13 protein-coding genes are annotated in these 14468 nt (G+C 75.1%); 8 read left to right on the top strand and 5 right to left on the bottom strand.

Annotated elements, in window-relative coordinates; all coding sequences use genetic code 11:
* Positions 1-708: 708 nt before the first annotated feature.
* Positions 709-1476 (bottom strand): polyprenol monophosphomannose synthase, encoded by a 768-nt coding sequence (locus tag PVK74_RS01895; RefSeq protein ID WP_043325031.1) that lies wholly within the window; start codon positions 1474-1476, stop codon positions 709-711.
* A 15-nt stretch (positions 1477-1491) separates the two neighbouring features.
* Complete coding sequence (locus PVK74_RS01900; RefSeq protein WP_307189071.1) at positions 1492-2013, bottom strand: SRPBCC family protein; 522 nt, start codon at positions 2011-2013, stop codon at positions 1492-1494.
* Between the two features lie 175 nt (positions 2014-2188).
* On the opposite strand from PVK74_RS01900, the gene PVK74_RS01905 reads away from it, so the two are divergent.
* The 8 genes from PVK74_RS01905 to PVK74_RS01940 are packed head-to-tail and all read left to right on the top strand — an operon-like array spanning position 2189 to position 10885.
* On the top strand, positions 2189-3853 hold the full coding sequence (locus tag PVK74_RS01905) for an HAD-IIIA family hydrolase (RefSeq protein ID WP_113973171.1): 1665 nt from the start codon (positions 2189-2191) through the stop codon (positions 3851-3853).
* Positions 3850-4824, top strand: coding sequence for a glycosyltransferase (locus PVK74_RS01910; protein ID WP_064448753.1), 975 nt, complete (start codon positions 3850-3852; stop codon positions 4822-4824). The genes PVK74_RS01905 and PVK74_RS01910 overlap by 4 nt, the downstream gene beginning before the upstream one ends.
* Entirely contained in the window at positions 4809-6026 is a 1218-nt protein-coding gene (locus PVK74_RS01915) for a glycosyltransferase (RefSeq protein ID WP_043325028.1), read from the top strand. Before PVK74_RS01910 ends, PVK74_RS01915 begins: the two co-directional genes overlap by 16 nt.
* Positions 6026-6718 (top strand): D-sedoheptulose-7-phosphate isomerase, encoded by a 693-nt coding sequence (locus PVK74_RS01920; RefSeq protein ID WP_274478027.1) that lies wholly within the window; start codon positions 6026-6028, stop codon positions 6716-6718. The genes PVK74_RS01915 and PVK74_RS01920 overlap by 1 nt, the downstream gene beginning before the upstream one ends.
* Complete coding sequence (locus PVK74_RS01925; protein ID WP_274478029.1) at positions 6715-8211, top strand: PfkB family carbohydrate kinase; 1497 nt, start codon at positions 6715-6717, stop codon at positions 8209-8211. The genes PVK74_RS01920 and PVK74_RS01925 overlap by 4 nt, the downstream gene beginning before the upstream one ends.
* Positions 8212-8254: 43 nt before the next feature.
* On the top strand, positions 8255-8956 hold the full coding sequence (locus tag PVK74_RS01930; protein WP_043325024.1) for an SDR family oxidoreductase: 702 nt from the start codon (positions 8255-8257) through the stop codon (positions 8954-8956).
* Positions 8953-9912 carry a glycosyltransferase family 9 protein gene (locus PVK74_RS01935; RefSeq protein WP_069089899.1) on the top strand — a complete coding sequence of 320 codons (960 nt, stop codon included), beginning with the start codon at positions 8953-8955 and terminating at the stop codon, positions 9910-9912. Before PVK74_RS01930 ends, PVK74_RS01935 begins: the two co-directional genes overlap by 4 nt.
* Complete coding sequence (locus tag PVK74_RS01940; protein ID WP_274478030.1) at positions 9896-10885, top strand: DNA topoisomerase IB; 990 nt, start codon at positions 9896-9898, stop codon at positions 10883-10885. The genes PVK74_RS01935 and PVK74_RS01940 overlap by 17 nt, the downstream gene beginning before the upstream one ends.
* 170 nt (positions 10886-11055) lie before the next feature.
* Here the strand turns inward: PVK74_RS01940 and PVK74_RS01945 are convergent, their stop codons facing one another.
* The 3 genes from PVK74_RS01945 to PVK74_RS01955 form a co-directional block, all read right to left on the bottom strand.
* Positions 11056-12099 (bottom strand): AraC-like ligand-binding domain-containing protein, encoded by a 1044-nt coding sequence (locus PVK74_RS01945; protein ID WP_043325022.1) that lies wholly within the window; start codon positions 12097-12099, stop codon positions 11056-11058.
* Between the two features lie 125 nt (positions 12100-12224).
* Complete coding sequence (locus tag PVK74_RS01950; RefSeq protein WP_064448748.1) at positions 12225-12728, bottom strand: hypothetical protein; 504 nt, start codon at positions 12726-12728, stop codon at positions 12225-12227.
* Positions 12729-12792: 64 nt separating this feature from the next.
* Complete coding sequence (locus PVK74_RS01955) at positions 12793-14424, bottom strand: RecQ family ATP-dependent DNA helicase (protein WP_064448747.1); 1632 nt, start codon at positions 14422-14424, stop codon at positions 12793-12795.
* Positions 14425-14468 lie beyond the last annotated feature (44 nt).

Raw genomic sequence — 14468 nt, forward strand, 5'->3', positions numbered from 1 at the left:
GACCTCCGGTCGCACCCATTGCGGCTGACCGCCCGACCCCGCCAACCGCAGGACGCCTGGCACCGGAAGCTCGCCACCGACAGGCGGGTGGGCGTGCGGCGTGGCGGCTGGCGAGGGGCGGGCTGGCGGTCTCGCCCCTCGGAACACGGTGACCCGGCACGGGCAGGCTGGCCGAACACTCCCTTGACACACCCGCGCGACGATCAGGCACCTAACCGCAGTCAGTACGTCACCGGGCACGGGCGCGGCCCGCAGATCTTGGTACGAAAGGGCCCCCATGAGGGCCGTTTCGTACCAAGATCTGCGCCAGTTCCCGGGATGCGGGTTGCTGATCTCACTTGGCGAGATGAGGGCGGGAAGCGGCACCGTCCCGCGCGATCTTGCAGTTGGCGCCCGAGGGGTGCCGGTTTTGCCAGGCTTTGCCGGGCACCAAACTGCAAGATCGCGCCTGTGGCGGGGTGGCGGGGTGGCGGGGTGGCGGGGTGGCGGGGTGGAGCGGTGAGGCATGCGGCGTTGGTTACGCAGCGTGCTTGATTGCGCCTGAGGTGGGGCCGTGGCGCCGGGAGAGCGCCCCAGGTCAACGCGGTGCTGCGCCGGTGGCGGCAGAGCAAAGGCGCGGGGTGCGGGACATGGCGGGGCGAGCGCGCCCTCACGCGCCGTGACAGCGGCGTGAGGGCGCGTTGCGGGCGCGCGGCAGGGCAGGGCGGATCAGGAGTCGAGGTTGCGGTGCCGGCTGCGCAGCTTGAACGGCATCAACGCGCTCTCGATCTTGGTGGCGGTGGTCATCTTCGAGTCGCCGTCACGGCGCTCCTCGAAGCGGATCGGCACCTCCAGGATGGTGTGGCCCAGCTTGGTGGCGAGGTAGTGCATCTCCACCTGGAAGCTGTAGCCGTTCGACTGGACCCGGTCGAGCCCGATCGCGCGCAGCGCCTCGGCCTGCCAGATCTTGAAGCCGGCGGTCAGGTCACGGATGCGCACGCGCAGCAGCGTGTGCACGTACAGGTTGGCCCAGCCGCTGAGCGCGCGCCGGTACAGCGGCCAGTTCTCGTCCAGCTCACCGCCGGGCACGTACCGCGAGCCGATGACCACCGAAGCCTGCGTGGACAGCAGCGCGCCGAGCATGCCGGGCAGCGCCTCCGGCGGGTGCGACAGGTCGGCGTCCATCTGGGCGACGAAGTCCGCGCCGTCGTCGAGCGCCCGGCCGATGCCGTCCACGTACGCCCGGCCGAGACCCTCCTTGCCCGGGCGGTGCACCACCGTCACCCGGTCCGGGTGCTCGATGGCCAGCTTGTCGGCGACCTCACCGGTGCCGTCCGGGGAGTTGTCGTCCGCGACCAGCACCTTCAGCCCCGGCAGAGGCAGCGCGAGCAGGCGCTCGACCAGCACCGGGAGGTTGCCCGCCTCGTTGTAGGTCGGAACGACGACGGTCAGGCGCGCATCCCCCCACGGGGAGGGTAACTGCACGGGTTCGATCATCACGGACATCCTCGGTCAGCGGACAGGTTCATCTGAGAGGGTATCCAGTGGGCCGTGCGGCGGCCGCACAGACGCCCCGCCGAGGGATCGATCCCGCTCCGGCTTCTGCCGGGTCGCGATGTCGGACAGCCGGGCCAGCGTCTCCCGGTTGCGAAGATGCAGCACCAGGTCGTTGAGCTTGGTCCGGACCCACCGCAGCGGCCCGGCGGCGAAGTCCTCGCCGATGGTCACCCGCGTCCGGCCGTCCTCCAGCGGTTCCAGAGCGAACGCCACTGTCGCCTCGCCGGCCGGCCACAACCCCGCGCGCAGCACGAGCCGGTGCGGCGCCTGGCACTCCAGCACGGTGGACTTGTCCTGCAGCGAGAACGGCCAGGGCCCGGCCCGGTGGTGCAGGTTGCTGCCGACCCGGGGCCACGTGTCGTCCACGTCCCGCACGTGCACGGTGCCCACCACCCAGTCGCTGTACGTCCACCCGTCCGCGAGCACCTCGAAGACCTGCTCCGGAGGCGCGTCGATCACTTTCTCCACAACCGCCATCACCAACCGGTACCCCGCCCCGGGCCGCCGCTAACGGCGATGCGGGTTAGCTTCTCGGGGGCGGCGGGTATCGCCGGACCGGAACGGTCGTGGCAACGTGTGCGCCGGCACCGGCGGGGCACGCCTGGCGCCGACGTCGACGTTTACTCCTCGGGGGCTCGGGAACCCGCCGCCCGTGCGACGGGACCAGGAGCGGGATCAGTGCAGGTCAGCCCGGGTTGACCCGGGTGCTGACCGGTTCCCGTCCGGCCTCTACGACGCGGTGCTGCTGGACCGGGACGGCACGCTGATCGAGGACGTGCCGTACAACGGCGACCCGGAGAAGGTACGGCCGGTGCCGGGCGCCCGGGAGGCGCTGGACCGGTTGCGGGCGGCCGGGTTGCGGCTCGCCGTGGTGACGAACCAGTCCGGCCTGGCCCGCGGCTGCTTCACCGCGGACGAGCTGAGGCTGGTCAACGCCCGGGTGGAGGAACTGCTCGGGCCCTTCGACCACTGGGCGATCTGCCCGCACGCGGAAGCCGACGGGTGCGCCTGCCGCAAGCCGGCGCCCGGGCTCGTACACGAGGCAGCCCGCGCGCTCGGCACCACGCCGACCCGGTGCGTGCTGATCGGCGACATCGGCGCGGACACGGCCGCCGCCGCGGCGGCCGGCGCTGCCACGATCATGGTGCCCACGCCGGCCACCCGGGCCGCCGAGGTGGCCGCCGCGCCGACCGTCGCCGCCGACCTGCCGGACGCGGTGAGCACAGTGCTGGCCCGGATGCGCCTCACGGCCGCGCCGCAACGCGCGGGCCGTAACCGCCGGGGCACGGTCCTCGTGGTCCGCAGCGACGCCGCCGGTGACGTGCTGGTGACCGGTCCCGGCATCCGCGCGGTGGCGGCCGGCGCGCAGCGGGTGGTGCTGCTGTGCGGGCCACGCGGCCGGGCGGCGGCCGAACTGCTGCCCGGCGTGGACGAGATCATCGAAGCGCCGCTGCCGTGGATCGACGCGCCCGCCCCACCCGTCGACCCGGGCGACATGCGCGCGCTCACCGACCGGCTCGCGGCCGTACGCGCCGACGAAGCCGTCGTCTTCACCTCCTTCCACCAGTCCGCGCTGCCGCTGGCGCTGCTGCTGCGCCTGGCCGGGGTGCCCCGGATCAGCGCGATCAGCGACGACTACCCGGGCAGCCTGCTCGACGTGCGCCACCGCGTCCCGGCCGGCGTACCCGAACCGGAACGTGCCCTGTCCCTCGCCGCCGCCGCCGGATTCGCGCTGCCCGGCCACGACGAACCCGCCCTGCGCATCCGCTCCGACCGGCTTCCGCCGCCCGCGGCCGAGGCCGGGGCGCCCGGCTACGTGGTGCTGCATCCCGGGTCCTCGGTGGAGACCCGCGCCTGCCCGGAGGAACTGGCCACGCGAGTGGTCCGGGTGCTCGGCGCGGCCGGTCACCGGGTGGTGGTCACCGGCGGGCCGGACGAGCGGGAGCTGACCGCCCGGGTCGCGGCGGCGGGCGGCGTCGACCTCGGCGGGCGTACCGGGCTGGCGGAGCTGGCCGCTGTGGTCGCCGGCGCCGGCGCGCTGGTGGTCGGCAACACCGGCCCCGCGCACCTGGCCGCCGCGCTCGGCGTGCCGGTGGTGAGCCTGTTCGCGCCCACTGTGCCGTTCGGGCAGTGGGGGCCCTACCGGGTGCCGACAGTGCGCCTCGGCGACGCGGCGGCGCCCTGCCGGGACACCCGCGCCACCGTCTGCCCGGTCCCCGGGCACCCGTGCCTGTCGGCGGTCGAGCCGGGCCGGGTGCTGGAGGCGTTGCGGCTGCTCGGCGTGCCGGCGCCGGTGGCGGGCGGGGTGGTCGGATGAACATCCTGCTGTGGCACGTCCACGGGTCGTGGACGACGTCCTTCGTGCACGGCAAGCACCGCTACCTGGTGCCGGTCACGCCGGACCGGGGCCCGTACGGGCTGGGCCGGGCGCGCACCTACCCGTGGCCGGACAGCGCGGTCGAGGTCACGCCGGAAGACCTGCGCGGCGCCGACGTGGACCTGGTGATCCTGCAGCGCCCGGAGGAACTCGACCTGGCCGCCGAGTGGCTCGGCCGCCGCCCCGGACGCGACGTCCCGGCGATCTACGTCGAGCACAACACGCCGAAAGGCGACGTGCCGAACACCCGTCATCCCATGGCCGACCGCGACGACCTGCTGCTCACCCACGTCACCGCGTTCAACGAGCTGTTCTGGGACAACGGCGGCACCCGCACCACGGTGGTCGACCACGGCGTCGTACCGCCCGCCGTCGAATGGACCGGCGAACTCGACCGCCTCGCCGTGGTCATCAACGAGCCGGTACGCCGCTGGCGCGTCACCGGCACCGACCTGCTCGCCCGGTTCGCCGCGCTCGCCCCGCTCGACGTCTACGGCATGAAGGTGGCCGGTCTCGCCGCTCACCTCGGACTGCCCGAGGACCGGCTGACCAGCCACGACGACGTACCCCAGCACGCCATGCACGCCGAACTCGCCAAACGGCGCGCCTACCTGCACCTGTGCCGCTGGACCTCACTGGGCCTCAGCCTCGTCGAGGCCATGACCATGGGCATGCCGGTGGTGGCGCTGGCCACCACCGAAGCGGTGGAAGCCGTCCCGCCGGAGGCGGGCGCGCTGTCCACCCGGGTCGACACGCTCGTCGAGGCCGCCCGTGGCCTGCTGGACGACAGGGAGTCCGCCCGCCGGGCGGGCGCCGCGGCGCGGGCCGCCGCCCGGGGCCGCTACGGCCTGGAGCGTTTCCTCGCCGACTGGGACCGGCTGCTGGAGGAGGAAGTATGCGCATCGCGATGATCTCGGAGCACGCCAGCCCGCTCGCCGTCCTCGGCGGGGAGGACGCCGGTGGCCAGAACACGCATGTCGCGGAGCTCTCCGCCGCGCTCGCGGCCGCCGGTCACGACGTACGGGTCTACACCCGGCTCGACGCGGTGGACCTGCCGGTGAGCGTGCGTGCCCCGGACGGGTACGAGGTGGTGCACGTACCGGCCGGGCCGGCCGAGCCGGTGGCCAAGGACGACCTGCTGCCGTACATGCCGGCGTTCGGCAACTGGCTGGCCGACCGGTGGCGCACCGGCGACTGGCAGCCCGAGGTGGTGCACGCGCACTTCTGGATGAGCGGGCTGGCCGGGCTCGCCGCGGCCCGCCGCGCGGGCGTGCCGGTGGTGCAGACCTACCACGCGCTCGGCACCGTCAAGCGCCGCCACCAGGGCGCGCAGGACACCAGCCCGCCGGGCCGGGTCGAGCACGAGCGGAAGCTGGGCCGCTCGGTGGACCGGGTGGTCGCCCAGTGCCAGGACGAGGTCGCCGAGCTGGTCCGGATGGGTGTGCCCCGCTCCCGGATGACAGTCGTGCCGTCGGGGGTGAACCTGTCCACGTTCGCCCCGCTCGGCCCGGTCGCCGACCGTGACGGCGGCCGGGCCCGCATCCTCACCGTCGGCCGGCTGGTCGAGCGCAAGGGCTTCCAGGACGTCATCCGGGCCGTCGCCGAGGTGCCGGACGCCGAGTGCGTGGTGGTCGGCGGCCCGCCGGCCGGACTGCTGGAGACCGACCCGTACGCGCTGCGCCTGCGGACGCTGGCCCGCTCGCTCGGCGTCGCCGACCGGGTACGGCTGGTCGGCGCGGTCCCCCGGGAGGAGATGGGCCGCTGGTACCGGTCCGCCGACGTGCTCGTCGCCGCCCCCTGGTACGAGCCGTTCGGGCTCACCCCGCTGGAGGCGATGGCGTGCGGCGTGCCGGTGGTCGGCACCGCGGTCGGCGGGCTCATCGACACGGTGGTGCCCGGCCGCACCGGCGACCTGGTGCCGGCCCGCGATCCGGCGGCGCTCGGCGCGGCGATCCGGGGCCTGCTCGGTGACCGGATCCGCCGGTTCGCCTACGCCACCGCGGCGCTGGAGCGGGCGCGCACCCGCTACTCGTGGGCCACCACCGCCGACCGCCTCACCGAGTTGTACGGCGAGGTGGCCAGCGTCGGCCGTCCCACCCGGGTGGTCGCCTGATGACGGCGACCCCGCCGGCCGCCGGCGGCACGCTGCTGGAGGACCATCTGGCGCTGCTGGCCGCCGCGCTGCTGCCGCTGCGGGAGTCGGAGGGGATGCTGGCCCGCTGGGGTGAGGATCTGGCGCAGCGGCTCGCCGCCGGCGGGCGGCTGCTGGTGGCCGGCAACGGCGGCAGCGCCGCCGAAGCCCAGCACCTCACCGCCGAACTCGTCGGCAAACTCCGCCACGACCGCCAACCCCTGTCCGCCATCGCCCTCCACGCCGAAACCAGCGCCCTCACCGCCATCGCCAACGACTACGGCTACGACGAAACCTTCGCCCGACAGGTACGCGCCCACGGCCGACCCCACGACATCCTCCTGCTTCTCACCACCAGCGGCACCAGCACCAACCTCCTCACCGCCGCCCACGCCGCCCACCAGACCGGCCTGCGCACCTGGGCCTTCACCGGTCCCGCGCCCAACCCCCTCGCCGACCTCTGCCACGAGCACCTGGCGATCGACTCGCCGGACGGGCAGGTGGTGCAGGAGCTGCATCTGGTGGCCTCGCACGTGCTCTGCGAGTACGTCGAACGGGCGCTGCCGGCGGCGCTCGCCGCCCCGGCGCCGGCCGAACCGGTGCGTACCGGCGTCGAGGTGGTGCTCGGCGACCCGGACCCGGCGGCGCCCGCCGGACCGGGAGGCCGGGCATGAGGGGGCCGGTGGTGGTGCTCGGGGACACGCTTCTGGACCGCGACGTCGAGGGTCTGGTGAACCGGCTCTGCCCGGACTCCCCGGTGCCGGTGCTGGACGAGACCTCCTCCGTCGACCGTCCCGGCGGCGCCGGCCTGGCCGCGGTGTTCGCGGCCGCTCAGGGCGCCGAGGTCGCGCTGGTCACAGCGGTCGCCGACGACGCCGGCGGGGCCCGGCTCGGCACGCTGCTCGCCGCCGCGGGGGTGCGGTTGTACGCGCTGCCGCTGGCCGGCGCCACCCCGGAGAAGGTCCGGCTGCGGGTACGCGGCCGGGTGCTGCTGCGCCACGACCGGGGCGGCGCGGCCGGTGTGCCCGGTCAGCCCAGCGACGCCGTGCTGCGGCTGATCGCCGACGCGTCCGCCGTGCTGGTGAGCGACTACGGCCGGGGCGTGGCCGGGCATCCCGCGCTGCGCGCCGCGCTGGCCGCCACCCGGGCGCCGGTGGTCTGGGACCCGCATCCGCGCGGACCGGCCGCCGTACCCGGGGTGCACCTGGCCACCCCGAACGAGCCGGAGGCCCGCGACCTGGCCAAGACGCCGCCGGGCGGGTCCCGCCTCGCGGCCGCGTCCCGCAGCGCGCAGGCGCTGCGCCGCCGCTGGCAGGCGCGCGCGGTAGCGGTGACGCTCGGCGGGGACGGCGCGCTGCTCTGTCACGCCGGATCCACGCCCCTGGTGGTGCCGGCGCCACCGGCCGAGGGGGACACCTGCGGGGCGGGGGACCGCTTCGCGTCCACCGCGACGCTCGCGCTGGCCCGTGGGGCGCTGGTCTCCGAGGCGGTGCAGGAGGCGGTCGCGCAGGCGTCCGCGTACGTGGCCGGGGGTGGCGTGGCCGCCGCGCTGCCGGCCCCGGTACGGGCGGTGGCCCCGGCGGTGGTCACCGGCGGCGGCGACCGGGTCGGCGCCGGGGCGGCCGGTGAGGTGGTGGCCCGGGTACGCGCGGCCGGCGGCACCGTGGTCGCCACCGGCGGCTGCTTCGACCTGCTGCACGCCGGGCACGTGGCGACGCTGCAGGCGGCCCGGCAACTCGGCGACTGCCTGGTGGTCTGCCTCAACTCCGACGCCAGTGTGGCCGGGCTCAAGGGCCCGGAGCGCCCGGTCGTGCCGCAGGGCGACCGGGGCCGGCTGCTCGCCGCGCTCGGCTGCGTCGACGCGGTGCTGATCTTCGACGAGCCGACCCCGGAGGCGGCGCTGTCCTGGCTGCGTCCGGACATCTGGGTCAAGGGCGGCGACTACGCCAGCGGCGGCGGCGCCGAGACGTTGCCCGAGTCGGAGATCCTGGCCCGCTGGGGCGGGCACACGGTGGTGGTGCCGTACCTCGACGGGCGCTCGACCACCGACATGATCGCTGCCGCGCGGGCGGGACGGGGCAGCGGCGGCTGGCCGGCCACGACGCTCGACCCGGCGGAGGCCGTCGCGCAGACGGTGGTCCGGTCCACGGCGAAGGGAGCACGATGAACGAGCGACGCATCCGATCCGGCGCGGTCGCGCGGGCGGCGGCATGAACGCCCCCGCTCCCGGTGCCGGGCCCGCGGTCCTGGTCACCGGCGGGTCGAGCGGGCTCGGCGCGGCGGTGGTCGCCGCGGTGGCCCGCTCCGGTGGACGCCCGCTGGTGCTGGACCGGCAGCGTCCCGCCGACGGTGTGCCCTGGGCCGAGTGCGACCTGGCCGACACCCGAGCCGCCGAGGCCGCCACGCGCGATCTCGCGGAACGCTCCGGCGGGCTGGACGCCGTGGTCACCGCCGCCGGCATGGACGTGCCGGGGAAGCTGGCCGACATCCCGGCGGAGACCTGGGAACGGATCGTCACGGTGGACCTGCTCGCCACGGCCGCGGTGATCCGGGCCGCGCTGCCCTGGCTGGAGGCGTCCCGCGGCAACATCGTCACGGTGGCCTCGACGCTGGGCGTGAAGGCGGTGAGCGACGCGACGGCGTACTGCGCGGCGAAGTTCGGGGTGGTGGGCTTCACCCGGGCGCTCGCCGCCGAGCTGGCCGGCACTGTGGGCGTGACGCTGCTGATCCCGGGCGGGATGCGGACCGCGTTCTTCGACGAGCGGGACGCGCAGTACCGCCCCGGCCCGGACGCGGTGCTCAACGAGCCGTCCGACACCGCCGCCGCGGTCATGTTCGCACTCTCCCAGCCGGCCGGCTGCGCGGTACGCGAGATGGTGGTGTGCGCCGCGCAGGAGTCCTCGTACCCGTGATCCTGGTGCTGCGGGCGCTCGGCGTCGGCGACCTGGTCACCGCCGTGCCGGCGTTGCGTGGCCTGCGCGCCGGCCTGCCGGGCCGGGAACTGGTGCTCGCCGCGCCGGACTGGCTGGCGCCGCTGGCGGAGCTGACCGGGGCGGTCGACCGGGTGCTGCCCACCACCGGACCGGACCGGATCGCGTGGACCGGACCGCCGCCGGAGGTGGCGGTCAACCTGCACGGCCGGGGGCCGCAGTCGCACCGGGCGCTGGCCGCCGTACGCCCCGGCCGGCTGCTCGCCCACCGCAACCCGGACGCCGGGCACCCGGACGGCCCGGCCTGGGACGACGACGAGCACGAGGTGCGCCGCTGGTGCCGCCTGCTGCACGCGTACGGCCTGCCGGCCGACCCGGGAGACCTCGCGCTGCGCCGTCCGGCGGCGGGTGGCGTACCGGCCGGGTTGACGCTGCTGCATCCGGGCAGCAAGATCCCGGCGAAGCGCTGGCCGGCGCGGCGGTTCGCCGGGCTGGCCCGGGAGCTGACCGCGCGCGGTCACCGGGTGGCGGTGACCGGATCTGCCGGCGAGCGGGCGCTGGCCGAGCGGGTCGCCCGCGACGGGGGGCTGCCGCCGGAGGCGGTGCTGGCCGGCCGGACCGGGCTGGCCGAGCTGGCCGCGCTCGTCGCGGGCGCGCGGCTGGTGGTCAGCGGGGACACCGGCGTGGCGCACCTGGCCACCGGCTACGGCACCGCCTCGGTGGTGCTGTTCGGGCCGGTGCCGGCGGCGCACTGGGGGCCACCGGCGGACCGGCCTCGCCACCGCGCCCTCGGTGCGATCGAGCCCACGCACGTCAACCCGGATTCGACCGGGTCACGCGGGGTAGGAAGCCACCCGACATTGAATGCCATCGGGATCGACGAGGTGGTGGCCGCGGTGGCCGACGTGGAACGGGTATCCGGTGCGGTTGCGGCGTAGCGATCCGGGCCGGCCGGGGTACGCGCGCCGGCGACGCGGCAAGGGCTGGCTGTTCCTCGACCCGGCCGGCGAGCCGGTGCGCGACGCCGGGGAGCTGGCCCGGCTGCGCGAGCTGGTCATCCCGCCCGCCTGGCAGGACGTGTGGATCTCGCCGTACCCGAACGGCCACATCCAGGCCACCGGCATCGACGCGGCGGGCCGCAAGCAGTACCTCTACCACCCGCGCTGGCGGCGCAAGCGCGACGAGGCGAAGTTCGACCACGTGCTGGAGGTGGCCCACCGGCTGCCCGCGCTACGGGACCGGGTCACGCAGGACCTGGCGCTGCGCGGCCTGCGCCGGGAGCGGGTGCTCGCCACCGTCGCCCGGCTGCTCGACATGGGCGCCTTCCGGGTCGGCAGCGACCAGTACGCCACCGGCGACGACCCGACCTTCGGGGTGGCCACGCTGCGCCCCGAGCACACCCGCTCCCGGGGCGGGTGCGTGGTCTTCGAGTTCCCCGCCAAGGGCGGCATCGAGCAGGTCCGCCGGATCGAGGACGCGGAGCTGTGCCGGGTGCTGCTCAACCTGCGCCGGCGGCGGCGGGCCCAGGAGCGGCTGTTCGGCTACTGGGACGGCCGGTCCTGGCGCGACGTGCGCAGCGACGAGGTGAACGACTACCTGCGCGACGCCAGCGGCGGGGAGATGACCGCGAAGGACTTCCGTACCTGGCACGCCACCGTGCTGGCGGCGGCCGAGCTGGCGAACGTGGGCCCGCAGCGCTCCGCCACCGCCCGCAGGCGGGCGGTGGCCGGGGTGATGCGGTCGGTGGCCGAGTTGCTCGGCAACACCCCGACGGTGGCGCGGGCCTCCTACGTGGACCCGCGGGTGGTCGACCTCTACCACGACGGGGTGCTGGCGCCGGTGCAGCCGGAGATGCCGCGCGAGGCGGTGGAGAAGTCGGTGCTGGCGCTGCTGGAGGAGGAGGCCGGCTGACCGGCCCCGTCGGTCCTGGGGGGAAGCGCGACGGGGCCGGAAACCTCGTCCGGCGCGGATGCGGGGAGACCGCCACCGGGGCGGCCGCCCGCGGCCGGGCCGCCGCGGACGCCACGCCACGGCCCCCCGATACCAGTGGGCCACCGCTGGGAGCGGTCTCAGCCCTGCGTTCAGTATGTCCGCGCCGAGTTGACTGCGGATGCCGTGGTGTTGACGATCCGTGCCGGTTCCAGATGACGGGCCCGGAATGCCTGCGGTGTCTCCGCGTGCGCGGCCCGGAAGGCGCGGCTGAAGTGTGCCTTGTCCCGGAACCCCCAGCGGGCGGCGATGAGCTGGATCGAGCGGTCGCTCAGCGCCGGGTCGGCGAGGTCGCGCCGGCACCGGGCCAGCCGCTCGTCCCTGATGTACGCCGCGACGGTGGTCTCCTCGTCCTCGAAGAGCCGGTGCAGCGAGCGCACCGAGATGTGGTGCGCGTCGGCGATCCGGCCCGGGTCCAGCGAGGCGTCCCCGAGGTGCTGCTCCACGTACGAGCGCACCTGGGCGAGCAGGGCGCGCCGCCGGATCTCGGTGGGGACCGCCTCCTCGGAGACCAGGTTGCGGCCGAGCAGCGTGGCGACCAGGTCCAGGCCGATCCCGCCCAGCCGCTCGGCGTCGGCGGCGTGGTACTGCTCGGGGTGCGCGGTGATCCGGACGAGGAAGTCGGCGAGCAGGCCGCCGACGCCCTCGGAGCCGGACATCCGCCCGGCGAACAGGGGAGCGAGACGGCGGCGCGGCAGCGGCAGCGCGTCGTACGGCATCAGGGCCACGATCGAGCGGGCGTACGCGGGCCCGGCCGGGTCGGCGTGGTGGCTGACCTCGTGCGGGCGGGAGCAGTCGTAGAAGGTGAGGTCGCCGGGGCGGCAGCAGGCCCGCTGCCCCGCCTGGTCGGCCTGGCTGGTCCCGGTGAGCGTGAGCGCGAGCAGGTAGTAGTCCGGGTCGGAGCGCTGGATCAGCTTCGAGGTGCGGACGCAGTCCACCGACGGGTAGCGGTAGCGGATGAGCCGCATCCGGCCCAGCTCGACGAACTCGGCCCGCGCGACGAAGTCGTCGGCGTGCGCGGTGTGCACCCGCAGCGGCGTCGGGGTACTGGCCATCATGTCCAGCCACATGCCGAAGCGCTCGCGTGGTGGCAGATCCTCCGTGTCGAGCACCTGCCGGCGCAGCTTCCCGTCCATCAACCGACCCCCGTGGTTCGTCACACCTGCTAGAACCAGGACGCCCCACGGGGCCGAAAAGCGACACCCGTGGGGCCGTGACGTCCGTCATTGACGGACCGGGGAGCCTTCTGTTAGCAGTCCGTTCAGTCGTTCAGCACCTGGGCCAGCCGGTCCCGGAACCGCCGCTCCGAGTCGGTCACCGTGTCGCCGCCGAGGCCCAGGATGCCGCCGGTGGAGGCCGCGCCCACCACCTGCTCGGCGATGTCCACCAGCCAGTGCCGGTACGCCCCGGCCTGACCCTCGTCCACCCGGGCGGCGAGCAGGGCGGCGGCCTGGCCGGCCCGGGCCAGCACGTCCTCGATCATCGCCTTCGGGTCCTCCGGCGTGAGCACCGGAAGCTCCGCGCCGGTCTCCGGGTCGCCGACCCGGTCGACGATCTCGCCGGCCACCGCCGCGACGAGCGGGCTCGCCGACTCGCGGCCGGCGGCAATGGTCTGCAGCCCGGCGGCGTTCTCGGCCATGGTGCGGCGGGTGCCGTCGGACTCTGCGGCGGCCGCCGCGGTGAGCACCGACTGCGGCAGCCCCACCAGCAGCCCCCACTCCTCGTCGGAGACGCCGAACCGGGTGTACGCCGGCTGCTCGATCACGATCAGGCCCCTTTCGCCGTGGTCGTCGTTCGTCGACGGGCGCCGCCGCGGCGCCCGGGTCAGGCTAGTCGAGTTCCAGCAGTCCCTGTTCGGACACCACGGGCACGGAGAGCGTCTTGTAACCGACCTCGTCGAAGAGCACAGTCATCCGGTCCTCCTCGTAGCTGAGCACCAGGCCGGCGCCCCACTCCGGGTGGCGCACCTGGCTGTGCACGGGGAACGGCCCGACCGCGCCGTCTCCGGCCACGCTGGTGCCGGCGTGGCAGTTGTCGCAGTGCCCGCAGACCTCGTGCATCTGCTCGCCGAAGTACGCCAGCAGGGCCTGGCCCCGGCACCCGGTGGTCTCGGCGAACGCGCGCATCATGTCGGTACGCGACCGGGTCACCGTCTGCTGCCGTTCCGCCTCGGCCAGCGCGGCCCGGCCGGACTCGGCGGCCGCCGGGGCGTACCGGGGCGCGCCGATGCGCTGCCGGGCGCGCGGCTCGGCGGCGCCGACCTGCTCCAGCAGGGACAGGTACTGGCCCAGTTTGCGCGGGCCGAGCCCGGTCAGCTCGCGCAGCTCCTTGCGGTTGCGGGCCTTGCCGCGCAGCACCGCGGCCAGCTCGGTCAGCTCCTTTTCGTCCGGCAGCCCGCCGCTGAAGTAGCGCTGCAGGCCGACGTCCTCGGCGCGCCACAGCAGCAGCACCCGGGCCGGTGAGCCGTCGCGCCCGGCGCGGCCGATCTCCTGGAAGTAGCTGTCCGGCGAGTCGGGCAGCGCCATGTGCACCACCCAGGCGATGTTCGGCTTGTCGATGCCCATGCCGAACGCCGACGTGGCCACCATGATCGGCACCCGGTCGGCGAGGAACGCCTCGTGCAGCTCGTGCCGGGCCGCGGTGGGCATGCCGCCGTGGTAGAACTCGGCCGGGAAACCGGCGCCGGTGAGCCGCTCGGCCAGTTCCTCGGCCGCGCGCCGGGTCGGCACGTAGATGATGCCGGGCCGCTCGTCGTCGCGCAGCAGCGCGATCAGCCGCCGCCACCGGTAGTCGTCGGTGGGGCAGTGGGCCACCTCGAGGAAGAGGTTGGGCCGGTCCAGCCCGGAGACCACCACCTCGGGCTCGCGCAGCCGCAGCCGGGCGATGATGTCGTCGCGTACCGGCGGGGAGGCGGTGGCGGTGAGCGCCACCACCGGCGGGCGGCCCAGGCCGTCGATCAGGTGGCCCAGCGCCAGGTAGTCCGGGCGGAAGTCGTGGCCCCACGCCGAGATGCAGTGCGCCTCGTCGATCGCCACCAGCGCCGGCTTCAGCTCCCGGACCTCGGCGAGCCGGTCCGGGTTGCTCAGCGCCTCCGGCGTGATGAACAGGAACTCCGCCCGCCCGGCCCGGATGTCCTCGATCGCCTCGGCCTGCTGGGCGGCGCTCTCGTCCGAACTGATCCGCACCGCGCGCAGTTCCGGACGCTGCCGTTCGTTGAGCGCGGCGATCTGGTCCTGCTGCAACGCCAGCAGCGGGGAGATCACCACCGTGGGGCCGGGGATCAGGCTGGCCGGGATCTGGTAGATCGCCGACTTGCCGGCGCCGGTGGGCAGCACCACCAGCGCGTCGCGGCGCTTCATCACGGCGCGCATGGCGGCGAGCTGGTTGGGCCGCAGCGCGGTCCAGCCGAACAGGTTCCGTGCCGCCCGGCGCAGGCTGGAGGAGTGAGTGGTCAGTTTCATCAAGCGCCTCAGCTACCCCCGGCGATCCCGCGCGAAACCGCCTG

Origin of the sequence: Micromonospora chalcea, from assembly GCF_028768405.1 — a bacterium.
Taxonomy (GTDB): Bacteria; Actinomycetota; Actinomycetes; order Mycobacteriales; family Micromonosporaceae; genus Micromonospora; species Micromonospora chalcea.